Origin of the sequence: Streptomyces taklimakanensis, from assembly GCF_009709575.1 — a bacterium.
Classification (GTDB): domain Bacteria; phylum Actinomycetota; class Actinomycetes; order Streptomycetales; family Streptomycetaceae; genus Streptomyces; species Streptomyces taklimakanensis.
Genome location: NZ_WIXO01000001.1, coordinates 3174933 through 3196944, shown reverse-complemented (window position 1 = coordinate 3196944; position 22012 = coordinate 3174933). Strand labels below are relative to the sequence as shown.

21 protein-coding genes, 1 tRNA gene and 1 pseudogene are annotated in these 22012 nt (G+C 70.8%); 13 read left to right on the top strand and 10 right to left on the bottom strand.

Annotated features, from left to right (window positions below):
• Positions 1–261: 261 nt before the first annotated feature.
• Positions 262–936: a cyclic nucleotide-binding domain-containing protein gene (locus tag F0L17_RS13995; protein ID WP_162466190.1), complete on the top strand. Its 675-nt coding sequence runs from the start codon at positions 262–264 to the stop codon at positions 934–936.
• 72 nt (positions 937–1008) lie between these two features.
• Here F0L17_RS13995 and F0L17_RS13990 read toward each other — a convergent pair whose 3' ends face one another.
• The 4 genes from F0L17_RS13990 to F0L17_RS13975 form a co-directional block, all read right to left on the bottom strand.
• Complete coding sequence (locus tag F0L17_RS13990) at positions 1009–1839, bottom strand: MBL fold metallo-hydrolase (RefSeq protein WP_162466189.1); 831 nt, start codon at positions 1837–1839, stop codon at positions 1009–1011.
• A complete protein-coding gene (locus tag F0L17_RS13985) occupies positions 1836–2828 on the bottom strand; it encodes an NUDIX hydrolase (RefSeq protein WP_238419373.1) in 993 nt (330 codons plus the stop codon). The genes F0L17_RS13990 and F0L17_RS13985 overlap by 4 nt, the downstream gene beginning before the upstream one ends.
• A 90-nt stretch (positions 2829–2918) precedes the next feature.
• Positions 2919–3422, bottom strand: a complete 504-nt coding sequence (locus F0L17_RS13980) for an Atu1372/SO_1960 family protein (RefSeq protein WP_162466188.1) — start codon at positions 3420–3422, stop codon at positions 2919–2921.
• Positions 3419–3574: a Sp36 family protein gene (locus F0L17_RS13975; protein WP_100202903.1), complete on the bottom strand. Its 156-nt coding sequence runs from the start codon at positions 3572–3574 to the stop codon at positions 3419–3421. Before F0L17_RS13975 ends, F0L17_RS13980 begins: the two co-directional genes overlap by 4 nt.
• A gap of 153 nt (positions 3575–3727) precedes the next feature.
• Here F0L17_RS13975 and bagA point away from each other — a divergent pair, with 153 nt between their 5' ends.
• Positions 3728–4705 carry an ATPase BagA gene (gene bagA, locus F0L17_RS13970; protein ID WP_162466187.1) on the top strand — a complete coding sequence of 326 codons (978 nt, stop codon included), beginning with the start codon at positions 3728–3730 and terminating at the stop codon, positions 4703–4705.
• On the top strand, positions 4702–6087 hold the full coding sequence (gene bagB / locus F0L17_RS13965; RefSeq protein ID WP_338018082.1) for an ATPase BagB: 1386 nt from the start codon (positions 4702–4704) through the stop codon (positions 6085–6087). The genes bagA and bagB overlap by 4 nt, the downstream gene beginning before the upstream one ends.
• 240 nt (positions 6088–6327) lie before the next feature.
• Here the strand turns inward: bagB and F0L17_RS13960 are convergent, their stop codons facing one another.
• Entirely contained in the window at positions 6328–6699 is a 372-nt protein-coding gene (locus tag F0L17_RS13960) for a WhiB family transcriptional regulator (RefSeq protein WP_155071323.1), read from the bottom strand.
• Positions 6700–7096: 397 nt separating this feature from the next.
• On the opposite strand from F0L17_RS13960, the gene F0L17_RS13950 reads away from it, so the two are divergent.
• The gene (locus tag F0L17_RS13950) at positions 7097–9493 is read left to right on the top strand and encodes a transglycosylase domain-containing protein (RefSeq protein WP_155071322.1); all 2397 of its coding nucleotides are present in this window, start codon (positions 7097–7099) and stop codon (positions 9491–9493) included.
• A 141-nt stretch (positions 9494–9634) separates the two neighbouring features.
• On the opposite strand, the gene F0L17_RS13945 is transcribed toward F0L17_RS13950, so the two are convergent.
• A complete protein-coding gene (locus F0L17_RS13945; protein ID WP_155071321.1) occupies positions 9635–10099 on the bottom strand; it encodes a GatB/YqeY domain-containing protein in 465 nt (154 codons plus the stop codon).
• Positions 10100–10206: 107 nt separating this feature from the next.
• On the opposite strand from F0L17_RS13945, the gene F0L17_RS13940 reads away from it, so the two are divergent.
• From F0L17_RS13940 to F0L17_RS27575, 3 genes are all read left to right on the top strand, one after another.
• Positions 10207–11148, top strand: a complete 942-nt coding sequence (locus F0L17_RS13940; RefSeq protein WP_155071320.1) for a metallophosphoesterase — start codon at positions 10207–10209, stop codon at positions 11146–11148.
• Positions 11149–11221: 73 nt separating this feature from the next.
• Positions 11222–11295, top strand: a tRNA-Pro gene (locus F0L17_RS13935).
• 367 nt (positions 11296–11662) lie between these two features.
• A complete protein-coding gene (locus tag F0L17_RS27575) occupies positions 11663–11995 on the top strand; it encodes a hypothetical protein (protein ID WP_238419372.1) in 333 nt (110 codons plus the stop codon).
• A gap of 396 nt (positions 11996–12391) precedes the next feature.
• On the opposite strand, the gene F0L17_RS13925 is transcribed toward F0L17_RS27575, so the two are convergent.
• Positions 12392–12622 (bottom strand): hypothetical protein, encoded by a 231-nt coding sequence (locus F0L17_RS13925; protein WP_162466186.1) that lies wholly within the window; start codon positions 12620–12622, stop codon positions 12392–12394.
• 388 nt (positions 12623–13010) lie between these two features.
• On the opposite strand from F0L17_RS13925, the gene F0L17_RS13920 reads away from it, so the two are divergent.
• Together F0L17_RS13920 and F0L17_RS13915 are read left to right on the top strand one after the other, a co-directional pair.
• Positions 13011–13619: a DUF4352 domain-containing protein gene (locus tag F0L17_RS13920; RefSeq protein WP_155071318.1), complete on the top strand. Its 609-nt coding sequence runs from the start codon at positions 13011–13013 to the stop codon at positions 13617–13619.
• A 296-nt stretch (positions 13620–13915) separates the two neighbouring features.
• Positions 13916–14341, top strand: a complete 426-nt coding sequence (locus F0L17_RS13915) for a hypothetical protein (protein ID WP_202917876.1) — start codon at positions 13916–13918, stop codon at positions 14339–14341.
• A gap of 191 nt (positions 14342–14532) precedes the next feature.
• Here F0L17_RS13915 and F0L17_RS13910 read toward each other — a convergent pair whose 3' ends face one another.
• The 3 genes and pseudogenes from F0L17_RS13910 to F0L17_RS13900 all read right to left on the bottom strand — a co-directional run bounded on the left by F0L17_RS13910 (position 14533) and on the right by F0L17_RS13900 (position 16801).
• On the bottom strand, positions 14533–16047 hold the full coding sequence (locus tag F0L17_RS13910) for a LacI family DNA-binding transcriptional regulator (RefSeq protein ID WP_155071317.1): 1515 nt from the start codon (positions 16045–16047) through the stop codon (positions 14533–14535).
• A 46-nt stretch (positions 16048–16093) separates the two neighbouring features.
• Positions 16094–16420, bottom strand: coding sequence for a helix-turn-helix domain-containing protein (locus tag F0L17_RS13905; RefSeq protein WP_420802473.1), 327 nt, complete (start codon positions 16418–16420; stop codon positions 16094–16096).
• Positions 16421–16520: 100 nt separating this feature from the next.
• A pseudogene (locus F0L17_RS13900) lies at positions 16521–16801 on the bottom strand (helix-turn-helix domain-containing protein).
• A 514-nt stretch (positions 16802–17315) separates the two neighbouring features.
• Here F0L17_RS13900 and F0L17_RS13895 point away from each other — a divergent pair.
• The 4 genes from F0L17_RS13895 (at position 17316) to F0L17_RS13880 (ending at position 21974) form a co-directional block, all read left to right on the top strand.
• Complete coding sequence (locus F0L17_RS13895; RefSeq protein ID WP_155071316.1) at positions 17316–18248, top strand: hypothetical protein; 933 nt, start codon at positions 17316–17318, stop codon at positions 18246–18248.
• Positions 18245–19000 carry an ATP-binding protein gene (locus tag F0L17_RS13890; RefSeq protein WP_162466185.1) on the top strand — a complete coding sequence of 252 codons (756 nt, stop codon included), beginning with the start codon at positions 18245–18247 and terminating at the stop codon, positions 18998–19000. Before F0L17_RS13895 ends, F0L17_RS13890 begins: the two co-directional genes overlap by 4 nt.
• A gap of 870 nt (positions 19001–19870) precedes the next feature.
• The gene (locus F0L17_RS27570) at positions 19871–20302 is read left to right on the top strand and encodes a MobC family plasmid mobilization relaxosome protein (RefSeq protein ID WP_338018081.1); all 432 of its coding nucleotides are present in this window, start codon (positions 19871–19873) and stop codon (positions 20300–20302) included.
• Positions 20303–20306: 4 nt separating this feature from the next.
• The gene (locus F0L17_RS13880) at positions 20307–21974 is read left to right on the top strand and encodes a relaxase/mobilization nuclease domain-containing protein (protein WP_162466184.1); all 1668 of its coding nucleotides are present in this window, start codon (positions 20307–20309) and stop codon (positions 21972–21974) included.
• Positions 21975–22012: the final 38 nt, after the last annotated feature.

Here is a 22012-nt window from a genome sequence, read left to right as displayed (position 1 = left end):
TCAGCGGAATCACGGGATGAGCTGCGGGAAACCGTCACCCGTACGTCCCCTTCCGTCCGGCCTCACCGGCGTGTTGGCCACCCGGCCAGCGTACGGGGACGGGCCGACATCCGCCCCGCCCACCACCGATTCGGGGCCCAATCGGCCCCCTGACGCACGCTTCGAGGCCGGGTGCGTCAAACTTGTGATTGATCGCACTGTTTTACCGTCCGGCATCATGGGGGCGACAGACCCGTGGGCAGGTGGACAAGGAGAGAACTCGTGGACGACGTTCTGCGGCGCGCCCCGCTCTTCGCGGCGCTTGACGACGAGCAGGCTGCCGAACTGCGCGCCTCCATGACGGAGGCGACGCTCGCCCGGGGTGAGGCCCTGTTCCACGAGGGCGACCCCGGCGACCGGCTCTACGTCGTCATCGAGGGCAAGGTCAAGCTCCACCGCACCTCCCCCGACGGCCGCGAGAACATGCTGGCCGTCCTCGGCCCCGGCGAGCTGATCGGCGAGCTCTCCCTCTTCGACCCGGGCCCCCGCACCGCCACGGCCACCGCGTTGACCGAGGTCAAGCTGCTCGGCCTGGGCCACGGCGATCTCCAGCCCTGGCTCAACGCCCGCCCCGAGGTCGCCACCGCGCTGCTGCGCGCTGTCGCCCGACGGCTGCGCCGCACCAACGACTCCATGTCCGACCTGGTCTTCTCCGACGTCCCCGGCCGCGTCGCCAAGGCGCTGCTCGACCTGTCGCGCCGCTTCGGCGTGCAGTCGGAGGAGGGCATCCACGTGGTGCACGACCTCACCCAGGAGGAGCTGGCCCAGCTCGTCGGCGCCTCCCGCGAGACGGTCAACAAGGCCCTGGCCGACTTCGCCAGCCGTGGCTGGCTGCGGCTGGAGGCCCGAGCGGTGATCCTCCTGGACGTGGAGCGGCTGGCGAAGCGCTCGCGCTGAGCCCGTCCCCTCCCGGGGCACGGTCCGGTACCGGGCCGCCCCCGGGCCGGCGGCCCCGGTGCCGGTCCCGTCTCACATCAGACCGCGCTCTTCCAGGTACTCCAGTTGCGCCCGCACCGACAGCTCGGCCGCCGGCCACAGTGAACGGTCCACGTCCGCGTAGACGTGTGCCACGACCCGGGACGCCGTCCGGTGTCCGTTCTCGACGGCCGTCTCCACCTGCGCCAGCCGCTTGGCACGGTGCGCCAGGTAGTACTCGATCGCGCCCTGGGCGTCGTCCAGCACCGGGCCGTGTCCCGGCAGCACCGTGTGCACGCCGTCGTCCACCGCCAGGGAGCGCAGCCTCCGCAACGAGTCCAGGTACTCGCCCAGCCGGCCGTCGGGATGCGCCACCACCGTCGTGCCGCGTCCCAGGACGGTGTCGCCGGTGAGCACCGCGGCGTCGGCGGGCAGGTGGAAGCTGAGCGAGTCCGCCGTGTGTCCCGGGGTCGGTACCACCCGCAGCTCCAGCCCGCCGGTGGTGATCACGTCCCCGGCCGACAGCCCCTCGTCCCCCAGCCGCAGCGCCGGGTCCAGCGCGCGGACGGAGGTGCCCGTCAGCTCCGCGAAGCGGGCGGCGCCCTCGGCGTGGTCGGGATGGCCGTGGGTCAGCAGTGTCAGCGCCGGCCGTCGCCCCGCCCGCTCGACGACGTCGATCACGTGGCGCAGGTGCCCCTCGTCCAGCGGACCGGGGTCGATCACGACCGCCAGGGGCGAGTCGGGCTCGGCGACGATCCAGGTGTTGGTGCCGTCCAGCGTCATCGGCGAGGCGTTCGGGGCCAGCACGCACACCGCCCGCGCGGTGCCGGTGCCGTCGATCACGCCGCCGCGCGGCTGTCCGGGAAGTGCCGCCGCGTCGGTCACGACGCGCCTCCCCCCGGGTGCCCGCCCGCGGGCACGTGTTTGGTGAACTCCTCGTGCCCCGGCCAGCTCAGCACCACCCGCTGCCCGCCGGCCCCGTCGTCCTCCAGCCGCGCGCGGGCCAGTACGGGCGTCAGGTCCCGTCCGTCGGCGGCGGCCAGCGCCGTGGCCGCGTCGGGGTACGGCAGGAGTTGCCGCAGGGTGGCGATCGTCGGGGGCATCATCGTCAGCTCGCCGCGGTCGTAGGCGGCGGCCGCGTCGGCCGGCCGTGTCCACACCGTGCGGTCCGCCTCGGTGGAGGCGTTGCGGGTGCGCTGTCCCTTCGGCAGGGCGGCCACGAAGAACCAGGTGTCGTAGCGGCGCGCCTCGAACTCGGGGGTGATCCAGCGCGCCCAGGCGCCCAGCAGGTCGCTGCGGAGCACCAGTCCGCGGCGGGTGAGGAAGTCCGCGAAGGACACCTCACGGGCGACCAGGGCCGCCCGGTCCGCCTCCCAGTCCTCGCCGGTGGTGTCGGCGACGACCGTCTCCGGGTCCGGCCCGGCCAGCAGGACGCCCGCCTCCTCGAAGGTCTCGCGCACGGCGGCGCACACCACCGCCTGCGCGCCCGCCTCGTCCACTCCGAGCCGTCGCGCCCACTCCTCGCGCGGTGGTCCGGCCCACGCGACGGCGTGTCGATCGCTCTCGTCCCGCGGATCGACCGCGCCGCCCGGATAGGCGTACGCGCCGGCGGCGAAGGCCATGGAGGCGCGGCGACGCAGCATGTGGACGGCCGGCCCCCGCTCGGTGTCGCGCAGCAACAGCACGGTGGCCGCCCGGCGCGGCACCACGGGTGTGAGCCGCCCCTCGGCCAGGGCACGGATGCGCTCGGGCCACTCGGGCGGGTACCACTGCCCGTCGCGCCGCTCGGCCGGTGACGATTCCGGCGGGGGCTGCGAGGACCCCGGCGGCTGTGGGGGGACGGGTCGGGACGGGGGCGTCGGCGTTGACGGCATGGCCGGATCGTACGGCCGCGAGCTGCGATGTTCGAGTGTGCCCCTCGAACACCGCGCCCGCCCGGCCCGACGCCGTGCCGTTCCGGTGCCTCAGTCCACCACCTCGACCTGGATCTCGACCTCGACCGGCGCGTCGATCGGCAGCACCGCGGCGCCCACCGCGCTGCGGGCGTGCACGCCCTTGTCGCCCAGCACCTCGCCCAGCAGCTCACTGGCGCCGTTGATCACACCGGGCTGGCCGGTGAAGTCCGGCGCGGAGGCGACGAAACCGACCACCTTGACGACCCGGGCGATCCGGTCCAGGTCGCCGATGACCGACTCCACGGCGGCCAGGGCGTTCAGCGCGCAGATGCCGGCCAGTTCCCTGGCCTCCTCCGCCGTCACCTCGGCGCCGACCTTGCCCGTCACCGGCAGCTCGCCGTCCACCAGCGGAAGCTGCCCGGCCGTGTAGACGTAGGGGCCGGAGCGCACCGCCGGGACGTAGGAGGCCAACGGGGCGGCCACCTCGGGCAGGCTCAGCCCCAGCTCCTCCAGCCTTGCCCGGACGGAACCGCCGGAGCGGTCGGAGGCGCCCGCGGCCGCCTCGCCGCTCACTGCTTCTCCCGCTTCAGGTACGCCACGAGCTGCTCGGGGTTCGGGCCCGGAACGACCTGGACCAGTTCCCAGCCGTCCTCGCCCCAGGTGTCCAGGATCTGCTTGGTCGCGTGCACGAGCAGCGGTACGGTCGCGTATTCCCACTTCGTCATGGGCCCGACCTTAGCCCCTCCTTCCTGCCGCCCCCCACCATCCCCCGCCGCCCGGCGTCCGGCCCGTCGTCCACGCCCCGGCGACACCGTCGGCGCACCTCCATGGCCCATCCGCACGCGTACTCCGCCGGCCCGCTGGTTAGGCTCCGAAGGGTGAGCAGGCTGCATGTGGTGACCGGCAAGGGCGGGACCGGGAAGACGACGGTCGCCGCCGCACTCGCGCTGGCCCTCGCCCGGGAAGGACGACGCACCCTCCTGGTGGAGGTCGAGGGCCGGCAGGGCATCGCCCAACTCTTCGAGACGGAGGCCCTGCCCTACGAGGAGCGCAGAATCGCGGTCGGTCCGGGCGGCGGCGAGGTGTACGCCCTGGCCATCGACGCGGAGAAGGCCCTGCTGGACTACCTGCAGATGTTCTACAAACTCGGCGGCGCGGGACGGGCCCTGAAGAGGATCGGCGCCATCGATTTCGCCACCACCATCGCCCCCGGCGTGCGCGACGTGCTGCTCACCGGCAAGGTCTGCGAGGCGGTGCGGCGCCGTGCCCGTGACGGCGGTTTCGTCTACGACTCGGTGGTCATGGACGCGCCGCCCACCGGCCGGATAACCCGCTTCCTCGGTGTCAACGACCAGGTGGCCGGGCTGGCCCGGGTCGGCCCGATCCACAACCAGGCCCAGGCCGTGATGCGGGTGCTCAAGTCGTCCGAGACGGCCGTCCACCTGGTGACCCTGCTGGAGGAGATGCCCGTCCAGGAGACCGTCGACGGGGTCTGCGAGCTGCGCGCCGCCGGACTGCCGGTGGGGCGGGTGTTCGTCAACATGACGCGCCCGGCGGTGCTGGACCACGCGTCGGTGCGGGCCGCCGAGGAGTCCCGCAGCGAGATCGCCAAGGCGCTCTCCCGCGCGGGCCTGGGCGGCGCGCGGCGCGGCGGGAAGGCCGAGCAGCTGGTCGGTCCGCTGCTGCGGCAGGCCCGTGAGCACGCCGAGCGATTGGCGCTGGAGGACGACCTGCGCGCCGAGATAGCGGGGCTCGGACTGCCCGTGCACGAACTGGAACTGCTGGCCGAGGGCGCCGACCTGCCCGGTGCCTATCTGCTCGCGGGTGAACTGCACGACCAGGGGGTGTCGAGGTGACGGCACGTACGACGGCGTCCGCGGCGACGCCCGAACCGGAGTTGGACGTCGACGCGCTGCTCGACGACCCCGGCACCCGGATCGTGGTCTGTTGCGGCGCGGGCGGCGTCGGCAAGACGACGACGGCCGCGGCCTTGGGCATACGGGCGGCCGAGCGCGGCCGGAGGGTCGTGGTCCTCACCATCGACCCGGCCCGCCGGCTGGCGCAGTCGATGGGCCTGACCGAGTTGGACAACACTCCCCGCCGGGTGGCGGGCGTGGACGACTCGGCGGGTGGTGAACTGCACGCGATGATGCTCGACATGAAGCGGACCTTCGACGAGATCGTCGAGGCCCACGCCGACCCCGAACGGGCCCGCGCCATCCTGGAGAACCCCTTCTACCAGTCGCTGTCGGCCGGTTTCGCGGGGACGCAGGAGTACATGGCGATGGAGAAGCTGGGCCAGCTCCGCGCCGAGGACGAGTGGGACCTCATCGTCGTCGACACCCCGCCCAGCCGTTCCGCCCTGGACTTCCTGGACGCTCCGGGGCGCCTGGGGTCTTTCCTGGACGGACGGTTCATCCGGGTGCTGACGGCTCCGGCGAAGGTCGGCGGCCGGGCGGGGCTGAAGTTCATGAACCTGGGCGTGTCCGGGCTGTCGGTCTTCACCGGCCTGCTCGACAAGCTGCTGGGCAGGGGACTGCTGCGCGACATGCAGACGTTCGTGACCGCGATGGACACGATGTTCGGCGGCTTCCGCGCCCGGGCCGACGCCACGTACCGGCTGCTCCAGGCCCCGGGAACGGCGTTCCTGGTGGTCGCGGCACCGGAACGGGACGCGCTGCGGGAGGCGGCGTACTTCGTCGAGCGGCTGGCCGCGGACCGGATGCCGCTGGCCGGACTGGTCCTGAACCGGGTGCACGGCAGCGAGGCGGCGCACCTGGGTGCCGAGCGGGCGCTGGCCGCCGCGGAGAATCTCGAGGACGACGGCATTGTGGATCATCACACCGGGAAGGGTGATGAAGGGCGGACTTCTCCCGACGCCGGCTCCCCCGCCGACGGCTCTCCCGAAGCACCGCCCGAAGCCTCCGAGGATCCCGAGGGCCCCGAGAACGCCGGGAACGCCGAGAACGCCGGGAACGCCGGGAACAGAGCATCCCGAGACGGCTCCCCCGCCGCTCCCGCCACGGCCGAACGGCTGGCCGCCGGGATGCTGCGGCTGCACGTGGAGCGGATGCACGTGATCTCGCGCGAGCGGCGCACGCGTGAGCGCTTCGCCGCGCTGCACCCCGAGGTGCCGGTGGTGGAGGTCGCCGCGCTGCCCGGCGACGTCCACGATCTGGAGGGGCTGCGGGCGATCGGCGAGCGGCTCGCGGCACGGCCCGGCGCCGAGTCGGCCTGAACCGCACCGCGCGGGCCCGCCGGCACCGAAGTGCCGGCTCGATCGGACACGCCCGCGCCGAGGCCGCACGTCCGCAGGCACGGCGGACCACGGCGGACCACGGCGGACCACGGCGTTCGACGCCGCCGCCGCTTCACGGGCCGGTCGCCGGGCCCGCCCGGGTGCCGTGGCGAACCGTTCCGGCTCTCCGCCCCGCGCCGGCGGGGAGGGGTGACACGGACGGACGTGGCGGGGCCCGGATCAGCCCGCCGCGGCGTAGTTGTCGCTGTACCGCTGTGCGTCGTACTCGCGCGTGTCCACCTCCACGGGCACTTCCACGGGCACCAGGCCCGCGCTGCGCTCGTACTCGGTGCGCGCGGTCTCCAAAAGCCGGCGCCAGGAGGTGACCGTCGGGCGACGGCGCAGCAGCGCCCTCCGTTCCCGCTCGGTCATCCCGCCCCAGACACCGAACTCCACGCGGTTGTCCAGGGCGTCGGCCAGGCACTCCGTGCGCACCGGACAACCGGTGCAGACCGCCTTGGCGCGGTTCTGTGCCGCCCCTTGTACGAACAGTTCGTCCGGATCGGTAGTGCGGCAGGCCGCCTGCGCACTCCAGTCTGTAACCCAGCTCATGCCGGCGCCGTCCTCTCCCGAATCGAGGCTCCCCCACGGCGGCAGGCGGCATATTCACCGCTGCCAGTGCAGGACGTTACGGAAGGTGAGGCGGGACACAACACCCCCGACGGGCCCAATCTTGAATGGCCCGAACGGACTATGGGTACGCGGCAGATCACCCAACGGAGTGACCCAAGAACAAAAGGAGCCCTTCGGACACATCGCGCTATTTCGGTACCGCTTCAGCATGGTTGGGACAGAACATTTCTGACGTTCAGTTGCAATCCGGTCACATCTCAACACCCGATGGAGTGACTTAGGAGTTGACAAGGAACCCTTAACCCGCGTCAGACGTGTTACAGCGTAGGCGAACACACGCTCACCTGTCCGGCGATTGAGAACGTAGGGTGCCCCCATGGCAAACAAGCGCTCGGGTGGCGGGCTGACCGGGTCACAGCAGGCCGCCAAGTTCCTCGGCGTCAGCGTCCTCGCGGGAGCGGTGCTGGCGGGCATCGCCCTGCCCGTGGCCGGCGGCATCGGTCTGGCCGCCAAGGGCACCGTGGAGAGCTTCGACGAGATACCCATCGACTTCAAGCGCCCCCCGCTGAGCCAGAAGAACCAGATCCTCGACTCCGAGGGCAACCTGATCGCCACCGACTACTACCGCGACCGCACGGTGGTGTCGTTGGAGAAGATCGCCCCGGTCATGCGAAAGGCGCTCGTCGCCATCGAGGACTCGCGCTTCTACGAGCACGGCGCGATCGACCTCAAGAGCGTGCTGCGCGCGCTCAACAAGAACGCGCAGGAGGGCGAGGTGGCCCAGGGCGGCTCCACCCTCACCCAGCAGTACGTCAAGAACGTCTTCGTGGAACAGGCCGGGGACGACCAGGAGAAGGTCGCCGAGGCCGTCCAGCAGACCATCGGTCGCAAGATCCAGGAGCTCAAGTACGCGATCAAGGTCGAGGAGGAGCTGACCAAGGACCAGATCCTGGAGAACTACCTCAACATCACCTTCTTCGGACAGCAGGCCTACGGCATCGAGGCCGCCGCCCGACGCTACTTCTCCAAGAACGCCGCCGACCTCGAACTCCACGAGGCCGCCCTCCTCGCCGGCCTCGTCCAGTCCCCCAGCTACTACGACCCGGTCAACTACCCGGACCGAGCCGTCGAGCGCCGCAACATCGTGCTCAACCGCATGGCCGAGACGGGGGCCGCCTCGGAGGAGGACGTCGCGGCGGCCAAGGAGAAGGAGCTGGGCCTCAAGGTCAGCAAGCCCCGGAGCGGCTGCATCACCGCCGTCGACAAGGCCGGCTTCTTCTGCGACTACGTCCGCAGGATCATCCTGTCCGACCCCGTCTTCGGCAAGACCGAGGACGAACGCAAGGAACGCTGGAAGCGGGGCGGCCTGACCATCCGCACCACCCTCTCCCCCAAGGCGCAGAAGGCCGCCGCCGAGGCCGCCACCAGCCTGGTCCACGAGGACGACCCGGTCGCCGCCTCCGTCGTCCAGGTGGAGCCCGGCACCGGGAAGATCCTCTCCATGGCCCAGAGCCGTCCGTACGGCCTGGACCAGAACCAGAACCAGACCCTGCTCAACCTCGCGGTCGACAACGCCATGGGCGGCAGCAGCCACGGCTTCCAGGTCGGTTCCACCTTCAAACCGATCACCGCCGCCGCCGCGCTGGAGAAGGGCATCAGCCCCTCCTTCACTTACAAGAGCGACTGGAAGGCGATCTTCGACAAGGAGGACTACAAGACCTGCGAGGGCAAGCCTTCCGGTTACGACGACTGGCCGGTCCAGAACGAGTTGAAGTCCGAGAAGGGCACCTGGGACATGACCAGCGCGCTCGGGATGTCCATCAACACCTACTTCGCCGAGCTGGAGCGCAAGGCCGGTCTGTGCGAGACCCTGACCATGGCCGAGAAGATGGGCATCGAACGCGGTGACAACAAGCCCCTGGGAGCGAATGCCTCGGTGACCCTGGGCGGCGAGGAGATCAGTCCCCTCAGCATGGCCGCCGCCTACACCACCTTCGCCAACCGCGGCGTCTACTGCTCCCCGGTCGCGATCGAGAAGGTCACCGACGCCAACGGCGACAAACTCCCGGTGCCCAGGACCACATGCAAGCGGGCCATGTCCCCGCACACCGCGGACTCCATCAACGAGATGCTCAAGGGCGTGGTCGAGGACGGCACCGGCGAGCGGGCCGGTCTGTCGGACCGCGACAACGCGGGCAAGACCGGTACCACCAACGACCGCAAGGACGCCTGGTTCGTCGGCTACACACCGAACCTCTCCACCGCCGTCTGGGTCGGTGACGACGTTGGTGAGCGAGACGGCATGTACGACATCACCATCGGTGGCACCTTCTACGCGAAGGTCTGTGGTGGTTGCCTCCCCGGCCCCATCTGGAAGACCGCGATGACCGGCGCCCTGCAGGGCGAGCCCGTCGAGTCCTTCAACGACGTCCACGTGCCGCGCGGCGACACCGACGGCGAGAAGGAGCGCGACGGGGACCGGGAAGGCAGCGAGGACGACGGCAAGCCCGGCGACCGGCGCCCGGGCGACTCCCTCCCCGACATCACCCTCCCGCCCGGTGTCATCGGCGGGAACGACGGCGGTGACGACGGAGCCACCACCATGGGCGGCGACAGCGGCGGCACCACCCTCGGTGGCACTCTCGGCGGGACGATCGTGGGCACCACGGGCGGCACGACCGGAACCACCGACGGTGGCCGACCCGGCGGCAACGGCAACGGCAACAGTGGCTGGACGGCACAGGGCCAGGACGGCGGCTGGGGCCCCAGGTAACCACCGTCGAGCCCGGAGGACCCCCGGGCATCGACATCACCGCACAGCGAGCACCGAAGGGGTGCCCGACCGACGGACCGGCCGGGCACCCCTTCTCCGTTTCTCCCTGTCCTCGTCTCCCCGGAACCTCCCGGGGAAGCGTCAGCCCGCCAGGCGCTTCTTGACGGCGGCGGCCACCCGGCCCCCCTCCGCCCGTCCGGCGACCTTCGGGTTCACGAGCTTCATCACGGCGCCCATGGCCCTCGGCCCCTCGGCCCCGGCGGCCCTCGCCTCCGCCACGGCCTCGGCCACCAGCGCGTCCAACTCCTCGTCGGTGAGCTGCTTGGGCAGGTACTCGGCGAGCACCTCACCCTCGGCCCGCTCCCGCTCGGCCTGCTCGGTCCGTCCGCCCTTGGCGAAGGCGTCCGCCGCCTCGCGCCGCTTCTTGGCCTCACGGGCGATGATCTTCTCGACCTCCCCGTCGGACAGCTCGCGGGCGCTCTCGCCCGCCACCTCCTCCTTCTGGATCGCGGTGAGCGTGAGACGGAGGGTGGAGGAGCGCAGCTCGTCGCGCGCCCTGATGGCCGCGGTGAGGTCGTCCTGGAGCCGGGTCTTGAGCGTGGTCATGCCGGAAGTGTGCCAGGACGTGCCCCCCGGCGCCCACCTCATTCCACCGCCGACGCCCGCCCGTTCGCCCTTCCGCGCCCACTTCGCGCATCTGCGACCATGTCCCCATGCGTGCGCGATACCCGCTCTCCCTCACGGTCCCCCTCGGCGTCACGGCGGTCGGCGCGGCCTGCCTCGTCTACGCGGGAGCGATCGAGCCCCGCTCGTTCCGCCTCCGCCGCGTCACCGTCCCCGTACTGCCGCGCGGAACGCGGTCGCTGCGCGTGCTCCAGGTGTCCGACATCCACATGGTCAGCGGCCAGAACAGGAAGCGGCACTGGCTCCAGTCCCTGGCCGGGCTGCGCCCGGACTTCGTGGTCAACACCGGGGACAACCTCTCCGACCCGGAGGCCGTCCCCGAGCTGCTGGACGCCCTCGGCCCGCTGATGGAGTTCCCCGGCGCGTACGTCTTCGGCTCCAACGACTACTACGGTCCGAAGCTGCGCAACCCCGCCCGCTACCTGGTGGAGAAGGCCACCGGACGCCACGGTCTCAACGGCAATCCACCGGCCGTCGGCGCCGTCCACAACCCGTGGGAGGGCATGCGCGACGCCTTCGACGCGGCCGGCTGGGTGGGGCTGTCCAACGCCCGGGGGCGCATCAAGCTGAGCAGCGGCGAGGAGATCGCCCTCACCGGGCTGGACGACCCGCACATCAAGCGCGACCGCTACGACGAGGTGGCCGGCGGCCCCGAGACCGACGCCGACCTCCCCCTCGCCGTGGTCCACGCCCCCTACCTGCGCGCTCTGGACGCCTTCACCGCCGACCGCTATCCGCTGATCCTGGCCGGGCACACCCACGGTGGCCAACTCCGCGTCCCCTTCCGCGGCGCCCTGGTCACCAACTGCGACCTGGACACCGACCGCGCCCGGGGCCTGTCCCACCACGAAGTGGACGGCCACCGCTCCTACCTCCACGTCTCGGCGGGCTGCGGCGCCAACCGATACACCCCGTTCCGCTTCGCCTGCCCTCCGGAGGCCACGCTCCTCACCCTGATCGAGCGTCCCTGACCCGCCACACCCCGCCCCGGGAAACCGGATTTCTCCTGAGCGCGAGCGTGGGCTAGAGTATTCCTCGTTGCCACGGGGTGTGGCGCAGCTTGGCAGCGCGCTTCGTTCGGGACGAAGAGGTCGTGGGTTCAAATCCCGCCACCCCGACAGAGAAACACCAGCTCAGGGGCCTGATCCGCACAGCGGATCGGGTCCCTGAGCTGTTTCCGGAGTCCTCTTGGGAGCCATTTGGGAGCCGAGCGCGGGAGACGGCTCCCAGTCAGTCCCTGAGGTGTGCGCGGGATTCCAGGAGCGAAGTGCGATGGAGCTGCCCCGGGAGCCGTCCGCGCCATAGGCTCGGAGCGCCCAGCCTGACACCGCCGGGCGGACGAGGGGCGAAGTGGATTATCTCTTCACGGTTGCGGATCGTTCGACAACCCCGGTCTCACCCACTGGGCTGGCTGCGGAAGGACCACTCAAACGGCAGCACCTTCAGAAGTGGGTGATCGACAACTCGTAGATCGTCGGCGAGTCGGTGCAGATGATCACCGCAGAGTTCGACCGGTGGGCCGACACGGAAGGGGTTCCGGCGCGGGACCGGCTGGACATCCTGGGGCTGGACGCCACGGGCCGCCTCGTAGTGGTCGAGCTGAAACGGGGGATGGCCGACCGAGACGTTCACCTCCAGTCGATTACGTACGCCGCTCTGGTGTCCCGCTTCGGTCTCGACACCCTGGCCCAGGCACACCGCGACTTTCTGGCGCGCAGAGAGAAGGCTCTCGACCTCGACGCGTGCAGGCAGCGCCTCCTCGACCATGTCGACGGGAAGTGGAGTCCGGAGCTGCTCCCCAGCGGCCCCGGCAAGTGATCATCGCCGCCGACTTCCCCAAGCAGGCAACCCACACCGTGGTGTGGCTGTCGGAGATGAACCTCGACATCGATCTCGTCTAGATGATCCTGTGGAGGGTCAAAGGACACCTCATCACCGACTTAACCAACGTCTATCCGACACCGGAGGTGGAGGAGTTCACCCTCACTCCGGCCCGGGTCGAGGCCAAGGCCGCCGCTTAAGAAGCACGCTTGCCGCTGGGTGAAATCCAGCGCTTTCTGGACAGCTGACGTCCTGTCGGAGGCATGCCGCTGTCCCACGAGGCTGTGCGCTCATCCGGCATGGTTGCCTTGCGGCGAATCCTGCTGCGGCACGCGCGCCCGATCCTGTGGTGCCCCAGCAGGACGCGACGCGGCTGCCCTTGTCAGCAGCAGTTCAGCTGACCGCGTGACGGTACTCCACGGGCCTCTCACTGATCTTCACGACAACCCCGGCGTCAGCGAGGTCTCGGAGCACCTGGCGCGCCCGCTTTTCCCCGGCCGCCACGTCAGCGGGGCGATATCCCGCTCCGAACAGGGCTGTCAGAGCGCGCTCGGCGTCCCAGGTGCCACCGAGGGCCTGGATGGCCTCGGTGAGGGACTCGGCGTGTGTCGGCGTGCTGCTCACATGTCCTCCCGCACTGCCTGGCAACTCGTCCTACGGTAAAGGCCAGATGGGTGAGCGCACTGCCCTGGTTTCACATTCATTTCACCGATGGGCCGGAAGAGCAGGGCTTCCGGCCAGTCCCAGAAGACGGGGCTGGGTCTGCCGACCAGTGCGGTCCTGCGCAAACGGCACCTTCTCCGCCGACGCCATTGCTATCGTCGGCGCCGTTGGTGCACCCGAGTGGTTCGGGGTCAGCCTGCGGGCATCCACGTTGCCTCTGCGGTCATGCAGGTCAGCAGGTTCCTGACGATCCCCTTCCATCCACGAGAGGACTTCTGTGAGCGGTCAGATCCCACCAATCCCTGAACAGTCTCCCAGCGGTCCCAAGACCGCCAGGAACCCGTGGAAGATGGCGACGTTCTGCCTGGCCGGCGCGCTCCTTGTGACCTCCGCAGCGCTCGTTTACACCATCACGGACGACCAGAACAGTTCTCCCAACGCCTCTGCTGATCCGTCACCCTCGATCTGGCAAGATAGTCGCCCCCGCGCTGACCCCGAACCGGTCGAGCCCACTTCCCCCACCCCGAGCCGACCGGCCGGGTTCAAGATCGGCGAGGAAGCCCGCAACGGTGGTGCTGTCGTCACGATCAACAAAGTCTGGGAGACCGAGTCGATCACCATGGCTGGCGTTGCGAAGAAGGCGGGCGCTGGCGCCAAATACGTGATCCTGGAGACCGTGGTGTTCAACGACACCAAGGCCAGCATGGACCTCACGTGCGGCCTGCCCATCGTGAACAACCTGCTCGATGAAGAAGACCGCCGCTACGACTCCATCGACGACCTATACGAAGTGGCGGGCAATCCCGAGTGCAACGACCAACTTCAACCTGGCTTCAAGGAAGAGATGCTGTTTGTCTACCGAGTCCCGAAGGACGCTAAGGTCATGGCCTGGGAGTTCTCCGAGTACGACCTCACCTCCGACCAGGAGCCGTCGACCATCGAGCTGCGCAGCGTCTGAGGCTCCAGGACCGGGAAGAGGCGGCAACACCCGCATTCCGAGTCAGCGCCGCACAGCGTTCATAAGGCAACAGAGGGGAACGCTCAGTCGTGGCTACCCTCACCATGGAATGGAGCAGGGGTGCCCTGCGCGGATGCTGACCACAACCAATGCTTGCCCTCACCGGCCCCTCCAGCCTGCAGCAGCCCTACCGCGTGCGACTGCGGTCGTTACCTACCGCCGTAGGAGCGATTGTGAGCGCTGTGCCGTCATTGTACGTTTCCCCGTACGGATCGGTTTGACTCGAAGGGGGCGGGATGCCTGGGTACGGCCGCGCAGACAGCGAGTGGGACGTGCTAGTAGAGGCCGGTCGGGAGTTCCTTGTCGAACGCGCGAAGCTTGGCAAGCTCACCTCGTACACAGAGCTCAACGTGACGTTGGCCAGGCGAACTGGCTGTCGTGCCTTCGACTTCGAGCGTGCTGACGAGCGGGCCGCCATGGGGCATCTGCTGGGACTGATCGTGGGCCGTGACCGGGAGATCGCTCCCTCCAACCCCCCTGTCATGCTCTCGGCTCTGGTGAATTACCTGGGTGCCAACGACGCTGGCCCCGGTTTCTATCAGTTGGCCAAGGAGCTCCAGCTTTTGCCCATGAGCGCGTCCGCGGACGAGAAGTTCGACTTCTGGATCAAGCAAGTGAAACGGCTCTACAAGCGGCATGGGGCCAGTCCGACCGTGGGATGAGCACTGCGGGCCGACTGGCACCGTCAGAAGCCACGGGGCTACGACGCTGTGGTCCTCCTTTGTCCACATCTGAGCGCAGCGGCCCCGATCGCTCCTCATGCCTCACGCAACTGGCCTCACCGTCGGAGGCTCCTCGTCGGTGCCATGCCCTGCACCACCCCGACGCGAGGTCCGGCGTGAGACCGTAACTCCTAGCCAAGTACCGCACGCGCCCGTAGGAGCACGTCAAGGACTCTCACCGGAGAGTGAGGGCTCATTGTCAGACGAGCGTCGAGGGCTGCCTCCCACTGCTCGGTCAGACCGGCCATGAGGCGCTTGCGCATGCCGGGGGTGACGTGGGCGTAGCGGGCGGAGACGGAGCCGTCGATGTGGCCCATGCGTTCGTCCATGAGGACCTTCTCGGTGCCGAGGTCCTCCATCACGGTCCTGTGGGTGTGGCGCAGGCCGTGAGGGGTGAGGCCCTTGGTGATCGGCAGCCAGCAGGAGTCGGCCCGTCCGCCGGCGCCGCGCCCCCGTGCCGGGATGCCGGGCCAGGGCTCGCCGAGCAGGGGGACGGGCCGGGCCTCCTGGGGTGCCTTCTTCGGGTACCAACCCGAGGCGGCCGGGGTGAACAGCCAGGTGGCGAAGCCGTTGCGGCGCCAGTGGGCCGCGTTCTCCGTCGGCACACCGCCACGTATGAAGCCGAGTTCGGTGATGGCCGTCTCCACGCTGGCGCGGGTGTCCTCGCGGACGCGCTCGGGGTGGTTGAGGACGTTGGACACCGTGCCGGTGGAGACGCCGGCGCGGCGGGCGACGTCCGCCAGCTTGGCGCCCTGGTGTCCGCCGGTGCGCGCCGTGCCCTGGCCGCGGAAGACGTACCGCTTGCCGTGGCAGGGGCACGGGGTCGGTTTGGTGCGGGCGATGTGGTCGGCGATCAGGGTGGACAGGAAGTCGGGGGCGTCGATGGTGCGGTAGCTGTCGTCCTTGGGCGGGCAGCGGATCAGCGTCCCGGAGTCCAGCTCGTACAGCTGGTGCTCGACGCGGACGGCGCCGGGGCGGGTGAACTCGGTCTCCAAGCCGACGGTCTCGCCCCACCGCATTCCGGTGTACGCCATGAGGACCACGGCGACGAACTCGTCGTCGCGGCCGGAGAGCAGCGCGGCTCTCTCGGCGATCAGCAGGGCGCCGAGAGGATCGGTGATGGTCTTCTCGGGGCCGCGGTCGCGGGAGCGGCCGGCGCGCTTGCCGCGCCCGCGTCGTCTGGCCGCCGGGTTGGAGGTGATCAGGCCCTCGTCGATCGCGTCCTCGAGGATCAGGTGGAGCGTGGAGCGCCAGGTCTTGACGCTGGAGGCCGCGTAGAGGGCCTTCTCCTTCTTCTCCCACAGATCGACGTCCGAGCGGAGGATGCCGGCGAGCGCCTTGTCCTCGAACGCGGGGAGCAGGTGCTCCTCGATGTGGCGCTTGTAGTTCTGCATGGTCGAGGCTGCCAGGTCCTGGGCGGCGTACCAGCGGTTCGCGTACTCGCCGAAGGTCTCCTGGCCGAGCGCCGGGTCGCGCCAGTCGCCGCGCCGGTACCTGTTCTCGGCCTCGCTCGCGGCACGCTGGGCCTCGCCCTTGGTGGCGAACCTGACCGCCTTGCCCCGCTCGTCGACGACCGTGAGGTGCTTGCCGGGCGCGGTCTTGTACCGGCCGCGCCAGTAGTTTCCGCGCTTCTCCGCGAAACCCAACTTTCGGTGGCTCCTTCGCTTCTGTCTGCTGCGTGTCGGGATGCGTTTACGCGGTGGCGTCGTACTGGGCCCGGCGCGGTGGCCGGGCCCGCAGGTGGTTCACCGAAGTGGTGGGGTGGCGGCGCGGCTGTGGGGATCCGTCCAGGGTGGCAGCCGGGGAGGACGGAGCGGACACGTTCCCGGCCGGCTGGGCGGGCCGTGCCGGTGTCTCCTCGTGGAGGCGGACGATCTCGGCGAGGTGGCCGGCGGTGAAGCGGTAGGCGCGGCCGACGCGGGTGTGCGGGATGAGGCTCCGCCGGGCCCGGTCCTTGACCCACCAGGCAGAGCAGCCGAGTGCTTCGGCGATCTCCTCGGGTCGGTAGAGGCGCGGCAGAGGGGCGTCGCCCGGGTTGTGCGGGAGGTGTGCGGTCGCGGGCGTGGGCGAAGGTCGGTGCAAGGGCGGCGGGTCCTGACTCGGTGGTGGGCGTGCTCGGTCAGCGGTACCGGACGGGTCTCGTCGCGGGGCGGTCGGGCCCTGCAGCAGCACGAGGGGTGAGACGAGGAGGGCTTCGGCGATCGCGGCGAGGTCGTCGACGTCGCAGCGGCGCTGGGCGCGTTCGATGCGGGACAGCATCGTGTTGGACATCGGGCGGCCGAGGGCGGTCACCCGGCCGGCCAGCTGACGCTGTGCGAGGCCACGCTCGGTGCGGAGGATTTCGATGGTCCGGGCTGCCCGTATTCCTACGGGGCCGATTTCCAGTGATCGCGCTGCCATATCTCCATTACTAGCCTGCATTCGCCGGTTTGGTTAACCGGCGATCGTGGTCTATGTTGCGCCTCACTCGGCACACACGCGGAGGGTTCTCCGCAGCCGGGAGACCCGGGGCCGCGATACTGAGCGGCACTCGGAAGAGGCTCTGACGTGGGGTGTTGTGTTGTAGCTTCGTCGCCCGCAGGACGTCAACGGCTTGTCGATGTGATCCTTCCGGCTCGGCGTCCGGGGGCAACTATTTAGTCAGCCACCGATCGTGCCCTACTGTTTTCGCACCGCCCTTCACGGCCCTGCTTTACGGTGGATTTTCTGCCGTCAGAGATTCGGTTGTATCGGGCTGGACTTGCATGTCCTGGGTGTGGCTATGTTGACGACACCCCCGGAAAACGCGACCGGCCATCAGCGCACCCCGTGCCAGTGGCCGACCACTCCCCCCTGCCCTTCACGCCCGAACCTCCGCAACCGACGGTGAGCCGTGGACGCCCGCCCACCGCCCGCCGAGTGAGGACCGCTCCTCTTGGCACGCATCCGCACCATCAAGCCCGAAGCATTCGTCTCCGAGTCCCTGGCCGCCGTCCCCCTGACCGCCGAGCGGACCTTCTTCGGCCTGCTCACCCAGGCCGACGACCAGGGCCGCCACCGCGACCACGCCGCGATCATCGCCGGACAGCTGTGGGTCCTACGCCCGGAGCACACGCCCGCCGAGGTCGAGAAGGACCTCGCCCAGCTCGCGGACGCCGGCCTGATCTGCCGCTACAAGAGCCCGGACGACAAGCGCTACCTGCACATCGTCACCTGGCACCAGCACCAGAAGATCAACCGGCCCAGCAAGAGCCGCCTCCCCGGCTGCCCGCACCACGACGCTCCGTCCGGCACCGCGGGGAGCACCACCGCGCCTGCCGCACGGACCGGTGTCACGGAGCCCGCACCAACGCCTCACGGAACCCTCCATGAAGACTCCCGTGAGACGCGCGAGCCCTCACCGAATCCCGAACCTGCTGACGAAACCGCAGGTGAGGACGGTTTCACGAAACCCTCCGTGAAGAAGCACGGAGACCTCCCGGCAGCGGCAGTGACACCTCACCGTCCGGATCTAGGACCTAGGATCATGGATCTAGGAACTACTCCGTCGGGGGGCGCGAGCGCCCCCGCACCCGACACCGTCTCGGCCCGGCAGCTCATCGGCGAGTACGTCACCGCCTGCGCCCACCGCCCCCCGAAGGACGTCCTGGGACACCTCGGCCGGGAGGTCGGCAAGCTGCTGGCCGAGGGCATCGATCCCGCCCACATCCGGTCCGGGCTGGAACGCCACCGCGCCAAGGGCCTGCACCCCAGCACCCTGCCCAGCCTCGTCCACGAGGCGATGAACGCCGCCCGGACCGCACCCGCCGCCCACCGCCCGTGGATGAACCCGGCCGACGTCGAGGCAGCCTACGGGGGCGAGCTGTGACCACCACCCACACCCGCGCGCCACAGCGCGTCGGCCCGCTGGCCGACCGGCTCAACGCGATCCTCACCGCCCGCGGCATCGACCCCGCCGCTCCCCTGGAAGAACCGGCCGACGAGCCGGTCACCGCGTTGGAGCTGGCCGACGCCCGCATACCCGCCCGCTACCGCCGCGCCCTGGCCGACCACCCGCGGATCACCGCCTGGGCCGACACCATCACCCGCACCGGCCGCCCCGGGCCGGGCGGCGCCCCGGGCATCGCCGAGGGCCCGTCCCTGCTGATCGCCGGACCCACCGGCACCGGCAAGACCCACCAGGCGTACGGCGCCATCCGCACTCTCCTGACCGCCGGGGTCCGCCTGCGCTGGGAGGCCATCACCGCCGCCGACCTCTACGCCCGCCTGCGCCCCCGCTCCGGCCACGACGGCGAACGCGACCTGCATGCCCTGGCCCGCTGCCCACTGCTGCTCCTGGACGACCTCGGCGCCGCCAAGGCCAGCGACTGGACCGAGGAACTCACCTACCGGCTGATCAACCACCGGTACGAGCACCTGCGCCCCACCCTGATCACCACCAACCTCCCCACCACCGAGCTGCGCACCGCGCTCGGCGACCGCGTCGCCTCCCGCCTCGCCGAGATGACCGACCGCGTCATCCTCACCGGCTCCGATCGACGCCGGACACCCGCGCACGCCCCGGTGCCGACCGCTGTGGCCGCCCCTCCGCCGACTCCGGTCCCAGGACGCACCCGCTGAACAACCCCACACCCGAACGGAACGGCGGCGGACCGGCCCGCTGCTGAAGAAGACGACCAGACCCTCGCGGTCCCCGCCGAACAGAGCCGGGGACCGGACCACCCGGGACCACGGTCCCCGCGGTCCCCGGTCCCCTCAGAGACCAGTAGCCGGGGACCGGAACGCGGACCGCGCTGGGAACCGGGGACTGGGGACCAAGCCATGTCGGGGACCGCAGCCCCCTCGGGGACTGTGGGACTGGGGACCGCCCCGAAGATCGGGGACCGCGCACACCCACCGGGACCACGGACCAGCATCACCGCAGGTCCGCCGCCCATGGCCCCTCTGCGCAACTCCGTTCCCCGGGACCACCGCCTGCCTGCCGACCACGGGACGGTCCCCGCAAACCGACAGCAGACCGCGTTCGGGACCGTCCCCGCCCGCAGACACAGGCGGCGGGGACCGAGCCGGGACCGGGACCATCCCGGGGACCGAAAACCGCGAACCGCCCCGGGGACCGAGGACCACAGGACAAAGCCAGCGAAGACGGGACCCAGACGCGGTCCCACCAAGCCGCTGCACGGCTCTCAGTGAATACGCCGGACAAGGACCGTCCGCGAGCAGGACGGCAACGGCATCACGAGCCCGCCACGCCCTGAACCTCTGATCGCCTTCGTCCGGCGCCCGCCACCCACAGCCACCACGGAGACACCGCGCATGCACCACCCACACGCCAACCGCGCCCAAAGATCGCAGCAGGAGGCACCCACGGCCGTCATCGGGGCAGCAAGTTGTCGGGTTAGGAGTCCTTACCCGGTCTCCGCCCCAGGGGTGGCGGAGGCATCCGGCGCTGCGGGGGCGCCGGGGTCGGCCGGCCCGGGGGAGCCGACCGTGGGAGGAGCCGCCGAGCCGTCGCCGAGCGCGCCGCAGCCGCCCACGCCGCGTCGTCGTCTGCGCGAGCGCCGACTGCGTAAGCGCCGCGTGCATCCTCGCTACAGCGACGGCGAGTTCGCCGACCTTGCAAAGGCGGCCGGGGCCAGTGGTATGCAGGTGGGCGGCTACGTCGCCGAGGCGTCGCTGGCCGCCGCCCGCGCCGACGACCCCGCGGCGGCGGTCGCCGACTACCGCGCCGCGGTCAGAGTGCTGATGGCCGCCAACGGGCAGCTGGGCAAGGTCGGCAGCAACCTCAACCAGCTCGCCCGGCACCTCAACCAGGACGGCGCCCTGCCCGAGCGGGAGGCGGTCCGCCGCCTCCTGGACCGCGTCGAGGCGTCGATCGCCGAGCTGGACACCGCCATCGCCCAGGTGACGGCGGGGCGGTGAGCCGGTGATACCGAAGATCATCCTCGGCAGAGGCAGCACCCGCCGTCTGGTCGCCTACCTGTTCGGCACGGGCCGGGCCAACGAGCACACCGATCCGCACCTGGTGGCCTCCTGGAACGGCTTCGCCCCCGACCCCGGTCGCATCCCGCACCGCGACCCGAAGACAGTGGAAAGGCAGCTCGCGGCCCAGCTCGACCAGCCGGTGACCCTGCTGGGCGACCGGGCGCCGAAGAACACCATCTGGCACTGCCCGGTCCGTGCCGCACCGGAGGACCCGGTCCTCACCGACGCCCAGTGGGCGGACATCGCCCGCCGGATGGTGGCCGCCGCCGGTCTCGCCTCCGACGGGGACGGCCAGGCGTGCCGCTGGGTGGCGGTACGGCATGCCGAGGACCACATCCACATCGCCGCCACCCTCGTCCGCCAGGACGGCCGCCGCCCCGACCGGGGCCACGACTATCGCGCCGTCCAGAAGGAGGCACGGAGGATCGAGGCCGACTACGGGCTTCGGCGCTTGAAGCTCGGCGACGGCACCGCGGCCAAGCGACCCACCAGCAAGGAGCACTTCAAGGCCAAACGGCAGGGCCGGGACGCCACCGCGCGGGAGATCCTGCGCCTGCGGGTCCGCCGCGCGGTGGCCGCCGCCGACGACGAGGCCGGGTTCTTCGCGCTGCTGGCCGCCTCCGGTGTGGAGGTGCGCCCGAAGGCCGGGCCGTCCGGCGACCTGCTGGGCTACAGCGTCGCCCTGCCCGGCGACACCAACGGCCAAGGCGAGCCCGTGTGGTACTCCGGCTCCACCCTGGCCGACGACCTCTCCCTGCCCAAGATCCGCCAACGCCTCGGCGCCCCCACCCGCCGGCCGGCACCCGCCCGCCCGGCCGATCCCTGGCACCAGGCCACCGCGGCCACCGAGCGCATCCCTGTACACCTCACCGGCAGCGACGACAGGGTGGCGCAGGGGCAGCTGGTCGCCCTCGGCGGAGCCTTGGACCTCCTGCCGGTTGCCGCACCGGCCGGCCTGCGGAACGAGCTGGGGCAGGCCGCCGTCGCCTTCGAACGCGCCACCCGCTCCCGCATCACCGCGGACCTCGACAGCGCGCGTGTCCTGCGCCGCAGCGTTCAGGCGATCGTGCGCGACCCCGCCCCGGCGGACGGCGCCGGGCTGGCCATGCTGCTGGACGCCGCGCTCCTCGCCGTGGCCTACGCCAGGCACTGGCACCGCGCCCACCGGCACGCTCAGCAGGAAGCAGCTGCCGAGCAGACCCTTCTCCACCTCCAGACCGCCTACACACGAATCGCCGGGCCGGTCCTGGACCACTTCGCCCACCGCACCCCCAGCCTCCAGACCAAGCAACGCCTCACCCTCCATCTCCAACGGGCGGCCCCCGAGCACGCCGAGCGCATCCTGAAAGACCCCGCCTGGGACGCCCTCGCCGCCGTGCTCGCCGACGCCGAGACCACAGGCCACAACGCCGTCACCCTCCTCGACCAGGCCCTGGGCCAGCGCACCCTGAACGACGCCCGCCACCCTGCCCGCACCCTGACCTGGCGCATCCACCGCCTCGGCCAACGCCACGCCCCCAGCCCACAAGCCCAGGCAGCCAGAGCACGCACCACCGCGCAGCACCCCGCCGCTCCAGACCCGCAGCCGTCCCGGACGCGGCACCGCTGACCACACCGAGCGGACCGCTGTGCCGCGTCTTCCCTTCC